This is a genomic window from Flavobacterium sp., from assembly GCF_031363805.1.
GTDB lineage: Bacteria > Bacteroidota > Bacteroidia > Flavobacteriales > Flavobacteriaceae > Flavobacterium.
In genome coordinates this window covers 1-14,546 of sequence record NZ_JANLVD010000141.1, presented here as the reverse complement: position 1 = coordinate 14,546, position 14,546 = coordinate 1, and the positions used below count along the sequence as shown (strand labels likewise).

Annotated in this window: 12 protein-coding genes and 1 pseudogene; 9 read left to right on the top strand and 4 right to left on the bottom strand. The window is 31.5% G+C overall.

From position 1 onward, the window contains the following. The 7 genes from RMN92_RS08405 to RMN92_RS08375 all read left to right on the top strand — a co-directional run. Positions 1-1,814: S9 family peptidase (locus RMN92_RS08405; RefSeq protein ID WP_309609024.1), on the top strand; the 1,814-nt coding region annotated here is incomplete at its 5' end. Positions 1,815-1,818: 4 nt separating this feature from the next. Next, entirely contained in the window at positions 1,819-2,370 is a 552-nt protein-coding gene (locus RMN92_RS08400; RefSeq protein WP_309609023.1) for an ORF6N domain-containing protein, read from the top strand. A 34-nt stretch (positions 2,371-2,404) separates the two neighbouring features. Then, positions 2,405-4,111: a peptide MFS transporter gene (locus RMN92_RS08395; protein ID WP_309609022.1), complete on the top strand. Its 1,707-nt coding sequence runs from the start codon at positions 2,405-2,407 to the stop codon at positions 4,109-4,111. 75 nt (positions 4,112-4,186) lie between these two features. Beyond that, complete coding sequence (locus RMN92_RS08390) at positions 4,187-5,845, top strand: peptide MFS transporter (RefSeq protein WP_309609021.1); 1,659 nt, start codon at positions 4,187-4,189, stop codon at positions 5,843-5,845. A 2-nt stretch (positions 5,846-5,847) separates the two neighbouring features. Next, positions 5,848-7,353, top strand: coding sequence for a peptide MFS transporter (locus tag RMN92_RS08385; RefSeq protein WP_309609019.1), 1,506 nt, complete (start codon positions 5,848-5,850; stop codon positions 7,351-7,353). Positions 7,354-7,402: 49 nt separating this feature from the next. After that, positions 7,403-7,858: a thioredoxin family protein gene (locus RMN92_RS08380; RefSeq protein WP_309609018.1), complete on the top strand. Its 456-nt coding sequence runs from the start codon at positions 7,403-7,405 to the stop codon at positions 7,856-7,858. Positions 7,859-7,942: 84 nt separating this feature from the next. Continuing rightward, positions 7,943-8,503: a thioredoxin family protein gene (locus RMN92_RS08375; protein ID WP_309609017.1), complete on the top strand. Its 561-nt coding sequence runs from the start codon at positions 7,943-7,945 to the stop codon at positions 8,501-8,503. A 5-nt stretch (positions 8,504-8,508) separates the two neighbouring features. Here RMN92_RS08375 and RMN92_RS08370 read toward each other — a convergent pair whose 3' ends face one another. Continuing rightward, the gene (locus RMN92_RS08370) at positions 8,509-10,545 is read right to left on the bottom strand and encodes a ComEC/Rec2 family competence protein (protein ID WP_309609016.1); all 2,037 of its coding nucleotides are present in this window, start codon (positions 10,543-10,545) and stop codon (positions 8,509-8,511) included. Positions 10,546-10,563: 18 nt separating this feature from the next. Beyond that, positions 10,564-11,373, bottom strand: a complete 810-nt coding sequence (locus RMN92_RS08365; RefSeq protein WP_309609015.1) for a DNA/RNA non-specific endonuclease — start codon at positions 11,371-11,373, stop codon at positions 10,564-10,566. 79 nt (positions 11,374-11,452) lie between these two features. Here RMN92_RS08365 and RMN92_RS08360 point away from each other — a divergent pair, with 79 nt between their 5' ends. Next, positions 11,453-12,205 (top strand): hypothetical protein, encoded by a 753-nt coding sequence (locus RMN92_RS08360; RefSeq protein WP_309609014.1) that lies wholly within the window; start codon positions 11,453-11,455, stop codon positions 12,203-12,205. 76 nt (positions 12,206-12,281) lie between these two features. On the opposite strand, the gene RMN92_RS08355 is transcribed toward RMN92_RS08360, so the two are convergent. Both RMN92_RS08355 and RMN92_RS08350 read right to left on the bottom strand, forming a co-directional pair. After that, the gene (locus RMN92_RS08355; RefSeq protein ID WP_309609013.1) at positions 12,282-13,247 is read right to left on the bottom strand and encodes a fasciclin domain-containing protein; all 966 of its coding nucleotides are present in this window, start codon (positions 13,245-13,247) and stop codon (positions 12,282-12,284) included. Positions 13,248-13,280: 33 nt separating this feature from the next. Next, positions 13,281-14,165: a hypothetical protein gene (locus tag RMN92_RS08350; RefSeq protein ID WP_309609012.1), complete on the bottom strand. Its 885-nt coding sequence runs from the start codon at positions 14,163-14,165 to the stop codon at positions 13,281-13,283. Between the two features lie 290 nt (positions 14,166-14,455). Between RMN92_RS08350 and RMN92_RS08345 the strand changes: the two are divergent. After that, positions 14,456-14,546 (top strand): annotated as a pseudogene (locus RMN92_RS08345) (IS1595 family transposase); the annotation flags it as partial.

Sequence of the window (14,546 nt, the reverse complement as noted above, 5' to 3'; positions counted from 1 at the left end):
ACTATTACATTTATGATATTACTACAAAATCATTAACAAAAATCGCTGATTATAAAATTCAAGAACCCACTTTTTCACCAGATGGTTCGAAAATTGCTTTCGCAAAAGAAAATAACTTGTTTGTTTATGATGTAGCTTCCAAAAAAACAACCCAAGTTACTTCGGATGGGAATAAAAACGAAATCATCAACGGAATTACAGACTGGGTTTACGAAGAAGAATTCGCTTTTGTTCGTGCTTTCGATTGGAATGCATCATCAGATAAAATCGCTTTTATTCGTTTCGACGAAAGTCAAGTTCCAGAATTTTCAATGAATATTTACGGTAAAGAATTGTATCCCGTAACTGATAAATTCAAGTATCCAAAAGCGGGAGAAAAAAATGCAGAAGTTTCATTGCATATTTATGATACAAAATCTGCTTCAACCAAAAAGATTGATTTAAGTAAATACAATGATTTTTATATTGCTAGATTAGAATTTACTAATGAAGCCAATACTTTATCGGCACAAGTTTTAAATCGCCATCAAGACAATTTAGATTTACTTTTTGTCGATGCAAATTCGGGAGCAACAAAAGTAATTTTGAATGAAAAAGACAAAGCTTATGTGGATGTAACAGACAATTTGACTTTTTTGAAAGACAATAGTTTTATCTGGACTTCCGAAAAAGACGGTTTCAATCATATTTACCATTATGATGCTACTGGAAAATTAAAAAATCAAATTACAAAAGGCAATTGGGAAGTGACTAGTTATTATGGCTTCGATGAAAAAATGAAAACAGTTTATTATCAATCTGTGGAAAATGGTTCCATCAATCGAGATGTTTACAGTATTTCATTAGACGGAAAAAGTAAAAAAAGATTAACCACACAAATTGGAACAAACGGAGCTACTTTTAGTCCTAACTTCCAATATTTTATCAATTCGTTTTCAAGTGCATCTGTTCCAACAATTTATACCTTAAACAATTCTAAAGATGGAAAACTCGTCAAAGAAATTGTAAACAATAACGAACTATCGAATCAATTGAAAACTTATGATTTACCATCTAAAGAATTTTTTGTTTTAAAAACAGAAAAAGGAAACGAGCTTAATGCTTGGATCATTAAACCCAAAGATTTTGATGCTTCAAAAAAATATCCTGTTTTTATGTACCAATATTCTGGTCCTGGCTCTCAACAAGTTGTAAATGGTTGGGGAAGCTCAAATGAATACTGGTTTATGATGCTTGCACAACAAGGATATATTGTAGCCTGTGTTGATGGGCGCGGAACAGGTTTTAAAGGTGCCGAATTCAAAAAATGTACACAATTGCAACTCGGAAAATATGAAGTTGAAGATCAAATTGATGCCGCAAAAGTAATTGGAAATTATCCGTATGTAGACAAATCTAGAATTGGTATTTGGGGTTGGTCATACGGCGGTTTTATGTCGTCTAATTGTCTTTTCCAAGGTGCCGATGTGTTCAAAACAGCCATTGCCGTTGCACCAGTAACTTCTTGGAGATATTATGACAGTATTTATACCGAAAGATATATGCAGACGCCACAAGAAAATGCAAGCGGCTATGATAATAATTCGCCAATAAATCACGTAAGCAAGTTAAAAGGAAATTTTCTTTTAATTCACGGTACCGCCGATGATAATGTACACGTTCAAAACACTATGAAAATGGTGGAAGCATTGGTGCAAGCCAACAAGCAATTTGATTGGGCTATTTATCCAGATAAAAACCACGGTATTTATGGCGGAAAAACCAGATTGCAATTGTATACTAAAATGACTAATTTTTTGAAAGAGAAATTATAAAAAAATGAATATAGCTACGATTCAAAATAAGATATATGAAGTAAATGGTATTAAAGTTATGCTTGATTTTGATTTAGCGGAACTTTATGAAGTTGAAACTCGGGTTTTAAATCAAGCAATTAAAAGGAATATTGAAAGTTTTCCTGAAGATTTTATGTTCCGATTGACTACAGAAGAATGGGAGGAACTGTCGTCATCGTCAGCATTTACATTGATGTCATCACAAATTGTGATGACATCAACACAAACATTGAGGTCGTCCAAAAGACCAAAAGCCTCATTACCCTATGCTTTTACAGAACACGGAGTTACAATGTTAGCTAGTGTTTTGAGAAGTCCAAAAGCAAGAAAAATGAACATTGCAATTGTAAGAGCTTTTGTAGCATTAAGAAGAACATTATTAAATATTAACGACTTAAAAAGTCAAATTCAAGAACTTGAATCAAAATACGACAATCAATTTGAGGATATTTTTGAAGCAATTCAATTTTTAATGACTGAAAATAAAGAAATTGAAACTCTAAATGAAAGAGTAAAAATAGGATATAAAAAATAATTAAACTAAAAACCAAAACTAAAATAATTTAAAAATGAATGAAACTACAGTAAAAACAGGACATCCAAAAGGGCTTTGGGTATTATTTGGAACCGAAATGTGGGAACGATTCAACTTCTACGGAATGAGAGCAATTCTTACCTTATTTATGGTGAATGCCTTGATGTTAGGAGAGTCAAATGCATCAATAATATATGGCGGTTTTTTGGCACTTTGTTATTTAACCCCACTTTTAGGAGGTTTCATTTCAGATAAATATTTAGGAAACAGGAGTTGTATTATGCTTGGTGGAACTCTGATGGCAATTGGTCAGTTTTCATTGTTTTATAGTGCCACAATTTATGATAGTAATTTAGACTTTTCTAAATCTATTTTTTGGTTGGGTTTATTTGTAATTATTTTCGGAAACGGATTCTTTAAACCTAACATTTCTTCTATGGTGGGTAGTTTGTATCCACCTCAAGAAAAGACAAAATTGGATTCTGCATTTACTATTTTTTATATGGGAATTAATATTGGAGCATTATTGAGTCAATATTTTGTACCTATTTTTGCTGATGTAAAGGTTAATGGAATACAAGATCCTACAGTTTTTAAATGGGGTTATTTAATGGCAGGTATTGCTATGATTTTAGGGACCTTAGTTTTCTTCTTTTTAAAAGATAAATATGTTGTTTCTCCTGACGGAATTGCTATTGGTGCAAAACCAAATAAAGATGCTACAAAAGGTGAAGTTGAAGAACAAGCAAAATTTTCAAGTAAATCAATAGGAATTGCATCAATTCTTTTTGTTGTTTTATTTTTTGCTTTTAGATATTTATTAGTTTCTGAAATTGGATTTAGTAATTTTGAAATTGGAACTTTAGTTAAAGGGATTATTTATCCAATTATATATGGCGCAGGTATTTCTTTAGCTTTTCTAATCATGAGTTCTGCTGAAAACAAAATAGAAAGAGAAAGAATTTGGGTTATTTATATTGTTTCATTTTTCATTATTTTCTTCTGGGCAGCATTTGAACAAGCTGGTTCATCATTAACTTTTATTGCATCAAATCAAACTGATAGAACTTTTATGTTTGGATGGGAAATGCCAGCGTCAATGGTACAGATTTTTAATGGGCTTTTTGTTGTAATACTGGCAGTGCCTTTCAGTATCATGTGGGATAAGTTGAGAGCAAAACAAAAAGAACCAATTTCACCAATGAAACAAGCAATCGGATTAGCTTTGATTGCTTTAAGTTATTTTATTATTGCTTATAATGTTAAAGATTTGGGAAATAGTGGTTTATTAGCTATAAAATGGCTGGTTCTATTATATTTTATTCAAACAATGGGTGAGCTTTGTTTATCTCCAATCGGATTATCATTGGTAGGTAAATTAGCGCCAAAACGTTTTGCGTCTTTATTATATGGTGTATTCTTTATTTCAAATGCAGCAGGTTATGCTTTAGCAGGTTCACTTGGAGCAATTATTCCTGCCACAGGAGATAAATTCATGAAGGCAGAAAAATTAGGAGTTAATTTACAAGATGTTTTAGATAAAAAAGTAAGTTTAACAGCCGAACAAGTTACTTTATTTAAAAAAGAACAACTCCCATTAGAGAATAATTCTTTTGCAGGATTTGAAATTCATAATTTATTTGAATTCTTTATGGTATTCGTAGTGCTTTGTGGGATTGCAGCAATAATTTTGGCTCTTTTAACACCGAAATTAAAGAAGATGATGAATGGTGTGAGATAATAGTATATTAAAATATTTTTTATACCTTTCAAACCTACAATATCCTTGTAGGTTTGTTTTTAAAATTAAAAAATTATGTGGAAATCACACCCAAAAGCGCTGCCTTTTTTATTCCTTTCAGAAATGTGGGAACGTTTCGGATATTATTTAATGATAGGAATATTTACTTTATATCTTAAAGATGTCGAAGCAGGATTTGCTATGACTGAAAAGGAAGCGTCCGATTTATATGGAACTTTTATCGCTTTGGTTTTCTTGACTCCTTTTATCGGCGGTTTGGTTGCCGATAGGTATTTAGGCTATAAAAATTCGATTGTAATTGGAGGAATACTAATGGGAATTGGCTATTTCATGATGGGAATTCACAACATTACTTCATTATATATTGCCATGACTTTTGTAATTGTGGGTAACGGATTTTTCAAACCTAATATTTCCACACTTTTAGGAAATTTTTATTCGGAAGACCAATACAAAGAAAAGAAAGACGAAGGTTACAATATTTTCTATATGGGAATCAATGTTGGGGCGTTTCTCTGTAATTTCTTCGGCGCTGCTTTACAAATTATGTTGGGTTGGCAATATGCTTTTATGGCGGCAGGTGTAGGAATGTTTGTAGGTGTTATTGTTTTCTTGATGGGAACCAAACACTACGGTAATAAAACCGACAAAAAAGGCACGCAAGAAGGCGATATGCCATTTTATAAAATTGTACTGTTCATACTTTTACCATCAATTGTTTTTGGGGTTATTGGTTGGATGTTAAAAGGCGTGGCTTCCGAAACCAATTTAGATAGTTATGTTTTTGGTTCCGATAGCACCGATGCCTTTATATTTGCTTGTATTCCAGTGATTTTCTTCTACGGAAGTTTGTATTTTAAAGCCAAAGTCGAAGACAAACGACCAATAGGAGCATTACTTTCTATTTTTGCAGTGGTTATTTTATTTTGGGCAGTTTTTAAATTAAACGGTTCAGCACTAACAACTTGGGCAGATCGTTATACAGATAAAGAAATTTCTGGAACTACGAAAACCGTTTTTAATGGCTTAAAATTAGCGAAAGAGGTAGAATACAAAAAAGCATCGACCGAATTGTACGATGAAAGTTTCAGACTGCAAAAAGTAAATGGAGAAGTTCAAAAAACTGTCGATTATCCTATCTATTTTAGAAATGTAAAAAAAGAAAAATTACCAACCGAAGGCGCAACCATTTCTGTTTGGGCAACCAATTTAAGTCAGTCCATTAATCCTGGCTGGGTTATTATATTGACACCTTTAGTCGTTGCATTTTTTACCTTTTTAAGAAGTAGAAAAAAAGAACCATCAACACCAACCAAAATAGCTTTTGGATTATTAATTTCTGCATTATCCGTATTGGTTATGGTTGCCGCAGTTCACATTGGAGGAAATGGTTCAGAAAAAGTTTCAGTTTGGTGGCTTGTTGCCAATTATGGTGTCATCACTATTGGTGAATTATTCTTGAGTCCAATGGGATTATCGGTCGTTTCAAAATTAAGCCCAACTAATATTACCTCACTTATGATGGGTGGGTGGTTTTTATCGACTTCCATCGGAAATAAATTGTCTGGAGTTCTCGCCAGTATGTGGGATACCTATGAAGATAAAGCAGATTTCTTTTGGGTGAATTTTAGTCTGTTAATGTTTGCTACTTTATTGATGTTTGCATTATTAAAACAATTGAACAAAGTAATGAAAGAAAAAGGGATAAATTAAATATGGCAACAACTGTAGAACAAATTCAAAATTTCAAAGGCAAATATCCAAAACAGTTGTGGTATTTATTCTTTTCTGAAATGTGGGAACGTTTTTCCTTTTACGGAATGCGAGGCATGCTAGCCGTTTTTATGGTGAGCCAACTCAAAATGGACGAAACCACAGCCAACCTTCAATATGGAGCAACTCAAGCTTGGGTTTATGCTTTTACTTTCATAGGTGGTTTATTTGCAGATAAAATTTTAGGATTACGAAAATCGCTCTTTTGGGGTGGATTATTAATGATTGTGGGAAGCGTTATTTTGGCTACAGATCCTAAAAATTATTTTTTCATCGGAATTAGTTTTACCATAGTTGGAACAGGTTTTTTCAAACCCAACATTTCCTCAATGGTTGGACAATTATACAAAGACGGCGATGCCCGACGAGATGCTGGGTTTTCGCTTTTCTATGCAGGTGTAAATTTAGGAGCGTTAATTGGTGGCTACATTTGTATTGCTGTTGCCAATGGAACATTGTGGGAAAATATAGTGCCTGTAGCATTACGCTGGAATTATGCCTTCGGATTTGCAGCAATCGTAATGGTTATTAGTTTATTAACATTTACTCAAACACAAAAAAGTTTAGGCGAAATTGGACTTTCGCCATTGGCAAATATAGAATCATCAAAAAGAAAAACATATGAAATTATAACCTATATTGGCTCGTTAGCTCTTATTCCAGTAATTATTTTAATGGTGGCCAATACTGTTTATACTGATTATTTTATGATCATTATTGGACCCGCTTCTATATTGTATTTATTTTATGAAATGAGAAATTTTTCTTCATCAGAAAATAAAAAATTATTAGCAGCTTTGGTTTTTATCATTTTTTCGATTTTTTTCTGGGCATTTTTTGAACAAAGTGGCGGTTCACTGAGTTTATTTGCATCTAATAATTTAAGAAATACAGTGGCTGGAATAGAGTTGGATCCAAATGGTGTTAACAATTCTGCCAATTCATTATTTGTCATAATTTTTGCCGCGTTGCTAGGAATAGTTTGGATTTGGATGAGCAAACGAAAAATTGAACCCAACACAGTAGTCAAATTTGGCTTGGCATTTTTATTTTTAGCAGGAGGTTTTTATGTGTTTTATTATACCAAATTCTTTGCCGATGCATCTGGAAAGACATCATTAGATTTATTTACTTTTGGTTGGTTTATAATTACTTTTGGAGAGTTGTGTTTGTCGCCAATTGGCATGTCGGCCATGACAAAACTTTCACCACAAAAAACACAGGCTGTCATCATGGGAATGTGGTTCTTGGCAAGTGCTTACGGGCAATATTTTGCAGGTTTACTTGGCGCCAATATAGCAGAAGCGTCAAAAGACGCAACCAATTTAGAAAAACTAAATACTTATGCCAATGGATATGAACAATTGGCTATTTATGCTTTAATTGCAGGTATTGTTTTAATACTTATTTCGCCATTAGTAAAAAAACTAATGCAAGAAGTAAGATAATTTAGTAACTTCGGCATTGTTTTTGATAATAAATAGAAAAAATCATATAATGAAAAAAATTATTTTAGCATTATTCCTCACCATGGGAACTCTAGCAATACAAGCCCAGGAAATCAAATGGATGTCTCTTGATGATGCTTTGGCAAAACAAAAAAAGAATGCAAAACCAATTTTTATGGATGTATATACAGATTGGTGCGGTCCATGCAAAATGTTGGATCAAAACACATTTCAGGACAAAACAATATCAGATTATGTAACTGCAAATTATTATGCAGTAAAATTTAATGCAGAAGGCAACTCATCCATAACTTATAAAGGTGTTACCTATACAAATCCCGGGTACGATCCAAATAGAAAAGGCAGAAATAGTGCTCATGATTTTACAAAATTCCTCAAAGTAGCTGGCTATCCATCAATGTATATTATAGATAAAAGAGGCGACGTTCAAGAACCAATCGTAGGTTACAGAACTCCAGAAGAATTATTACCTATTTTAAAATAAAAATTTTAAATACTTGAATCCCTTTCATTAACGAAAGGGATTTTTTTATATTTTTACTTTTTTAAAATTAAAAAAATAATAGCTATGAAAAAATTAAAATATATACTTTTTGCCTTTACACTTATCACGATTTTTGCATTTTCAAAATTCAATTCAACCAAAAATAATAGCACAACAGAATTGGTTTGGTTAACCAATCTTGAAGAAGCACAAAAAATTTCAAAAAAATCCAAAAAACCAATTTTAGCGAACTTTACAGGAAGCGACTGGTGTGGCTGGTGCCATAAATTAACTGCCGAAGTTTTCAATACACCAGACTTTAAAGAATGGTCAGACAAAAATGTAGTTTTGCTAGAAGTTGATTATCCAAAAAGAAAAGAACAAACCGAAGCGATTAAGCAACAAAATGCAGGTTTGCAACAAGCTTTTCAAATACAAGGATTTCCAACTATTTGGGTTTTTAATTTAGATGTTGACAAGGCAACTAAAAAATACAATATCACACAAATTGGAAAAACAGGCTATGTGAAAGGTGGCTCAAAAGCTTTTACCGATGGTATTGACGCTATGATTACACAGTATAAAACTCAATCAAAAATTAAAAAACTAGAAAATACGACAGAATCCAAAACTGTAAAATCTTAAAATATTCATTTCAAGCTAAAAAATCCTTTTTCGTAAGTACTATGAAAAAGGATTTTCTGTTTTAAACAACTTGCTTTCCATGCCAAAACATAATTTCTATAGTTGGAAGCATCTGCAATGATACAGTTTGGCTTTATTTCAAAAATCAATCGTTCTAAATTTATTTTCGGAGAATTTCTCAAAATAATAATGTCTGGCTTTGTTGACGTTTTATAAATATTTGATTTATCAATAATTAATATTTTATTGTGATCAAATTGCAATGTATTCTTAAGTTTATCAATTGTCTTTATTTTACAAAAATTTGCAGTAACATAGGACTGAATCATCTTATTTTCAAAACTGTCATTCAATAATTTTTTACTTGTAAATAAAGTAATATTGCTTCCATTTCTTTCTGCTATAATTGAATTGTTTTTCACATTAAAAACAATTAATTCTTTTTTTTGTTCTTCTGACCATCTATTGGCAAAAAATATAATTTGAAAGAATAAAAAACCAATCATTACGATAATCAATTTATTAAATGCTGGTTTTTTGAACCATACAATTAGGCTAAAAATTATGAAATAGGAAACAACTAAAAGAGAAAAGCTCAATGGAATATCTTTGATAATGAAAGTTTCAATGGAAGCGATCCATTTTATAAAACCATTCATTACAGAAATACTTATTCCAACTGATTTTAATAAAATCATCCAAACTACATCAAAATAAGCCAAAACCATCATTAAAACACCAAGTGCCATTACAACTGATAAACAAGGAATTAAAACTAAATTTGTTATAAAAAACAGTCCTGGAAATTGATGAAAATAATAAATACTCAAAGGCATAGCACCAATTTGTGCAGCAATAGAAACTGTCAAAATATCCCAAAAGTAGACAATTACAATATTTTTTGGGCTCCAAACAGATTTTAACATTGGCTGTAGCCAAAGTATAAAAAATAATGCAACATAACTTAATTGAAACCCAATATCAAATAGAAATAAAGGTTCAAAAAGCAAAATTAAAAACAATGAAACTAATAATGTGTGAAACATATTTGTCTCTCGATTCAAAAACATTCCAACAGCCAAAAAGCTAAACATCGTTGCAGATCGAACTACCGATGGAGCCAATCCAGCAATCAATGCAAAAGCCCAAAGTGCAATAAAAACAATGATTAATCTAATTAAATTTCCCCATTCATTTTTTGGAAGTGGTTTTAATAAAAATGTAATGAACAGCAGTATAAAACCAACGTGTAATCCAGATACAGACAATATATGAACAGCTCCAGCATATTGATAATCCCGTAAAATTTCTTTAGAAATATCTTGTTGCTGCCCTAAGATTAAGGCAACTACAACAGCTAATTCTTCTTTTTTAAATCCGTTTTTGGATAAGTTGTGAATAATTTTATTTCTAAAATTTGATGCATAAAACCAGATTGAAGATTCGACAATTGGATAAATTTTTACTTTAGATACATCAGTAAAAATCTGACCATAAATTTCTTTTGTTTCCAAGTATTGACTATAATCAAACTGATTTGGATTGTTTGGTTTGAAATTCTTAACCAGTTGATCCACAATCTTAAGCTTTGCCCCAACTGAAAATTCTTTAAAATTTGATGTTTTCTTAAAGTTTAAAAGTATTTTTCCTGAACTTATTTTATGGTTAATTTCAACAACTTTTGCAATATATCTATAGTTTGAAACTGAATTTTTTAATTTTTCATGAATCACAACTTCTATCGGATGGTTAATCCCAAAATTTGATTCTGAGTTTGCATAATGATTGGATTTCAATCTGTCATCATTTATTAAAGAGGCAAAAATGCCAATTGAAAAAAACACCAAGTATAAAGAGATGCCAAAGTATAAATTCTGATGAAAACTTTGATGCGATTTATAAAAACAAAATCCGAAAATAAATATTGAGCATATCAAAAAAACCGACCCAAAGTACAAAGATACACCTGAATAAAATGCAAATATTATTCCTAATACAAACCAAAAAATAATTCTAACTATTGGAAATTGAAGCAGCTTCATTAAATAAATTTATAATTACTAAAAACTCCACCCTTTATAATCACTCCCTTTTTCCAAAACATTTTCCAGCGCATCGGGTAGCTTTGGGAAAAAATCTATACCTGTTAGCTTTTCAATTGTATCTACAGAAACCACAAATTCATACAATGGTTTGTTTGAATCTTCATGTGGCACCAAAAAAGCAATTATTTTATATTTTCCACGAGAATTATCAATTAAAATTTTATAAAAGTAGCGTGGTACAGACACATTTTCTTTGCCAATACTTTGCAAATTACCATTTAAAACGCCGCCAGTAATTACAAAAATACCATCATATTTTCCAGCCCAATACCTGGTTTTTTGCTCCAAAGTATTCCAAACACCTGCATTAAAATCATGACGCTGTGGCGATATGTTCGAGGTGAAAAATGTTTCATTAAAAGCTTCCAACGAAAATTTTCTGTCTCCAGCAGGACACAAATGCCCTTTGTCATAACCAGAATTTTTATAGTTTTTCCAACTAGCAGAACCACTTTCTACCTTAGGATCATCAATAAAATAAGGTCTATCAAAATTTGTTCTACTCAAATCGGCTTTGTTTAATTGGTAAGCAACCCATTCTGCCTGTTCATGCTTTTCATTATATGAAAGCATATAATATTTGTGCGCTACAATGATTTGAGTAGTAGAACTGGGTAAATAAAAAGGATTGATGCTGTTTGATGTGCCAATTTTACCAGAATCATTATCAAAAATTGGATTAATTGTGTCCTTTTTTTTATCCTGACAACCTAAAATTTCTAAAACAAAAAAAGTAAAAAATAAAAGTTTAAAACAAATTTTCATAAAATAATCAAAAAAATAGTATTTTTATAAAGTAAATATAGGAAAGTATTTAACAAAAAGTAACTAAAAAACGAATAAAATGAAAATGAAAATTATTATTGCACTAGCATTAATGCTAGGGATTTCAACATCGGCACAAGTATCTTCAAATACCGAAAAAGAGAGTTTTGAAAAACTTAAAGCAGTCAAAAACAATGATTCAATAGCAAAAATTACGGCTGATAAAGACCAGAAAGAAGCAGAAAAACAAAAAAAAGAAGCCGATAAAGAAAAAAAGAAAGCTGAAAACGAAAGTAAAAAAGCAGACAAACTAGCACAAGACAAAATCGATCAAGAAAAAGACATACTTGAAAGTGAAAAAAAGGCATCAGAAAAAGAAATAGAAAAAGAGTCGAAAAGACTTCAAAAAGAAAAAGACCAATTAACTGCTGATAAAAAAAGAGCCGAAAAATTGGAAGCCGAAAAAATCAAAAAAGAAGATGAGCGAATTGAAAACGCTGAAAAATCTGCTGAAAGAATAGAAAAAGCACAAAAAAATTTAGAAAAAGAAAACGAAAAAGCCGATAAGGAAAGAGAAAAATTAGAGAAAGAAAAAGAGAAAGCAGCCAAAGCGGAAGATCGATTTTCAAAATCTATAGAAAAATTAGCAGAAAACGAATCTGATATTGCAAAAAGTATCGAAAAGTTTGATAAGCAAAACAAAAAGGGAAAATTATCGCCGCAAGACATTGAAAAATGGGATAAAAAACATGCGAATATGAGAGAGAAATCTATTGAGCTTCGCAAAAAAATGGAAAAAGCAGAACGTGAATCTAAAAAATTATCAAGATAATTGAATTCAAATAAAAAACTGGGATGTAAAAAGCATCCCAGTTTCCAACAATCAAAATAAAACAAACATGAAATTTTTATGGTAATAAAACCTTGTCAATAACGTGTACAACACCGTTACTACATTGAATATCTGGAATAACCATGTTGGCTACGGTTGTATTACCATTGCTTTTTATTGTAAATATACCATTGCTAAAAGTACTGTATGTTAATATACCGCCACCAGCAGTAGTTGCGGTAGTTCCCATTTGTTCTGAAGTAAATTTTCCACCATCGCCAATGGCATGATTTAATAAAATAGCTTGCAAAGTTGCAGGAGGAGTTGCAGCTACAGCTGCAAGAGTAGTTAATCCAGCTGCTTTAAATGCAGCATCAGTCGGAGCAAAAACTGTAAAATTATTCGCTGGATCAGATAAAACACCTGCCAATCCTGAAGATACTACCGCTTGAACCAAAAACGTCAATTCTGGGTTTTTAAATACTTTTGAAGTTTGCAAAAGTTGCGCAGAAGCCACAATATTTACACCAGTTGCAATCATTACTTTATCAATAACGTGAACTGTACCATTGCTTGCTTGAACATCTGTAGCAATAATTTTTGAACCATTAATATATTTATCTGTTCCTCTAGAAATAAATCTTCTGTTTGGCCCTAAAGCTGAAGCAGATGAACCTCCTGCTACAATACCACCATTTGACAAAGTCCCATTTGATACATGGTATAATAATGTGTTGGTCAAAAATGAGTTTTGCAATCCACCTAAACTTCCCGCATCAACTAGACCTAATTTTGCAAAAGCAGCATTATTTGGAGCAAAAACAGTGTATTTTCCTGAAGCATCATTTGGATTGCTGTTGCTCAAAACACCAGCAACACCACCTTGAATTGCAGCAGCTTCTAGTGTACTAAAATCGGCGCCAGCCACTGCAATAGCAGCAATACTTGGCAACTCATTTTCATAATCATTTTCGCAAGAAGTTAAAGCAGTTCCCAATAAAACCAAACTTGCTATTCCGAGGTAAAATTTTGTTTTAATCATAATTTTATATTTTAAATATTTTTATCTTTTTTATTAAAATTTGTAAACTAAACCACCGTAAAATCCAGTAGCTTTTCCAATATTTCTACCATCAATTATTGAGCTTGCACCTGCTGCAATTCCAACAGATTGTATAATTGGAACATAGATGTTTAATCCTGCTTTGGTATAATTTACTTTGGTAACTGGAAAAAATCCTGTAAATCCATTACCCAAAATATCCACTCCTGTTGTAGAAGTCTGGTTGGCTAAAAAAGCATCCACATATATTTTGCTAGCTGCATAACCTAATTTTATTTCAGAAATGTATGCATCTGGAACTGTTTTCGCACCCATGACACCACCAAATTGTCCTGTAGTAAATATTCCCATTTTTGTTTTAAACATCGCAATAGCAATAGTACTTATTGTAGTTCCTCTGTTTCCAATGGCAATAATAGATTGTAAACCTTCGTCTGCTTTATAATCGCCCACTGGTGTTTTTACACCAACTGCGCCTATAAAACTTAAACTGGAAGAACCAATGTTACATTTAAAAGCGTCTGGACTAAGCTTCAAGAAAACTGAAACGTCTTGAATACCGTTTCGTGTATTCTCAAAATTTAAATTTGTTAAAACTGCTTCACTTGCATTTCCTTTGGCAGTAATGTATGGTACTGAAGCCACAACATCCAATTGATCTGTAATTCCATAGGTGGCAAAAAGTGATGCGCTTGATATTTCAACTTCATTAAAAACAGGAACGCCATCAACTTCTGCAGGAACCAAAAATACTTTATCGTATTTTTCCATGCCATAAGAAACCACCACATTACCTTTTCCTTTTCCCTGCATAAAGCCATTCACTGGACTTTGAGCAGTAACTGATGCAGTTACTATTGTAAATGCAATAACCGAGAGTAAACTTTTTTTAATCATAATTATTTTTGTTTGATTTATAACTGTAACCATTTACGAAAGAAAAGTATTTATGGTTTTAATAATATGAAAAAAAAATAATTATGATTTAAATATCATAAATAGACCCTATATTAAGCTAAAAAAAATAATATTAGTTATTTGTTCAGATTACGACAATAAATATTTTCTTTTAAGTAAAGAAATATTGTTTTTTATAATTAAAATTCAAGTAAAATAACATTTTCAATAAATATTATATTTTTGAGGTGTTCTGATAATTACTTATAATTTTTTCGTATATTTAAAGTATGGAAAAGTTTACAGGACAAAGTATTTTAGAATTTACAGATAAGTTCAAAACGGATTTAGATTGTTTAGAATATTTAGCAGAAATAAAGT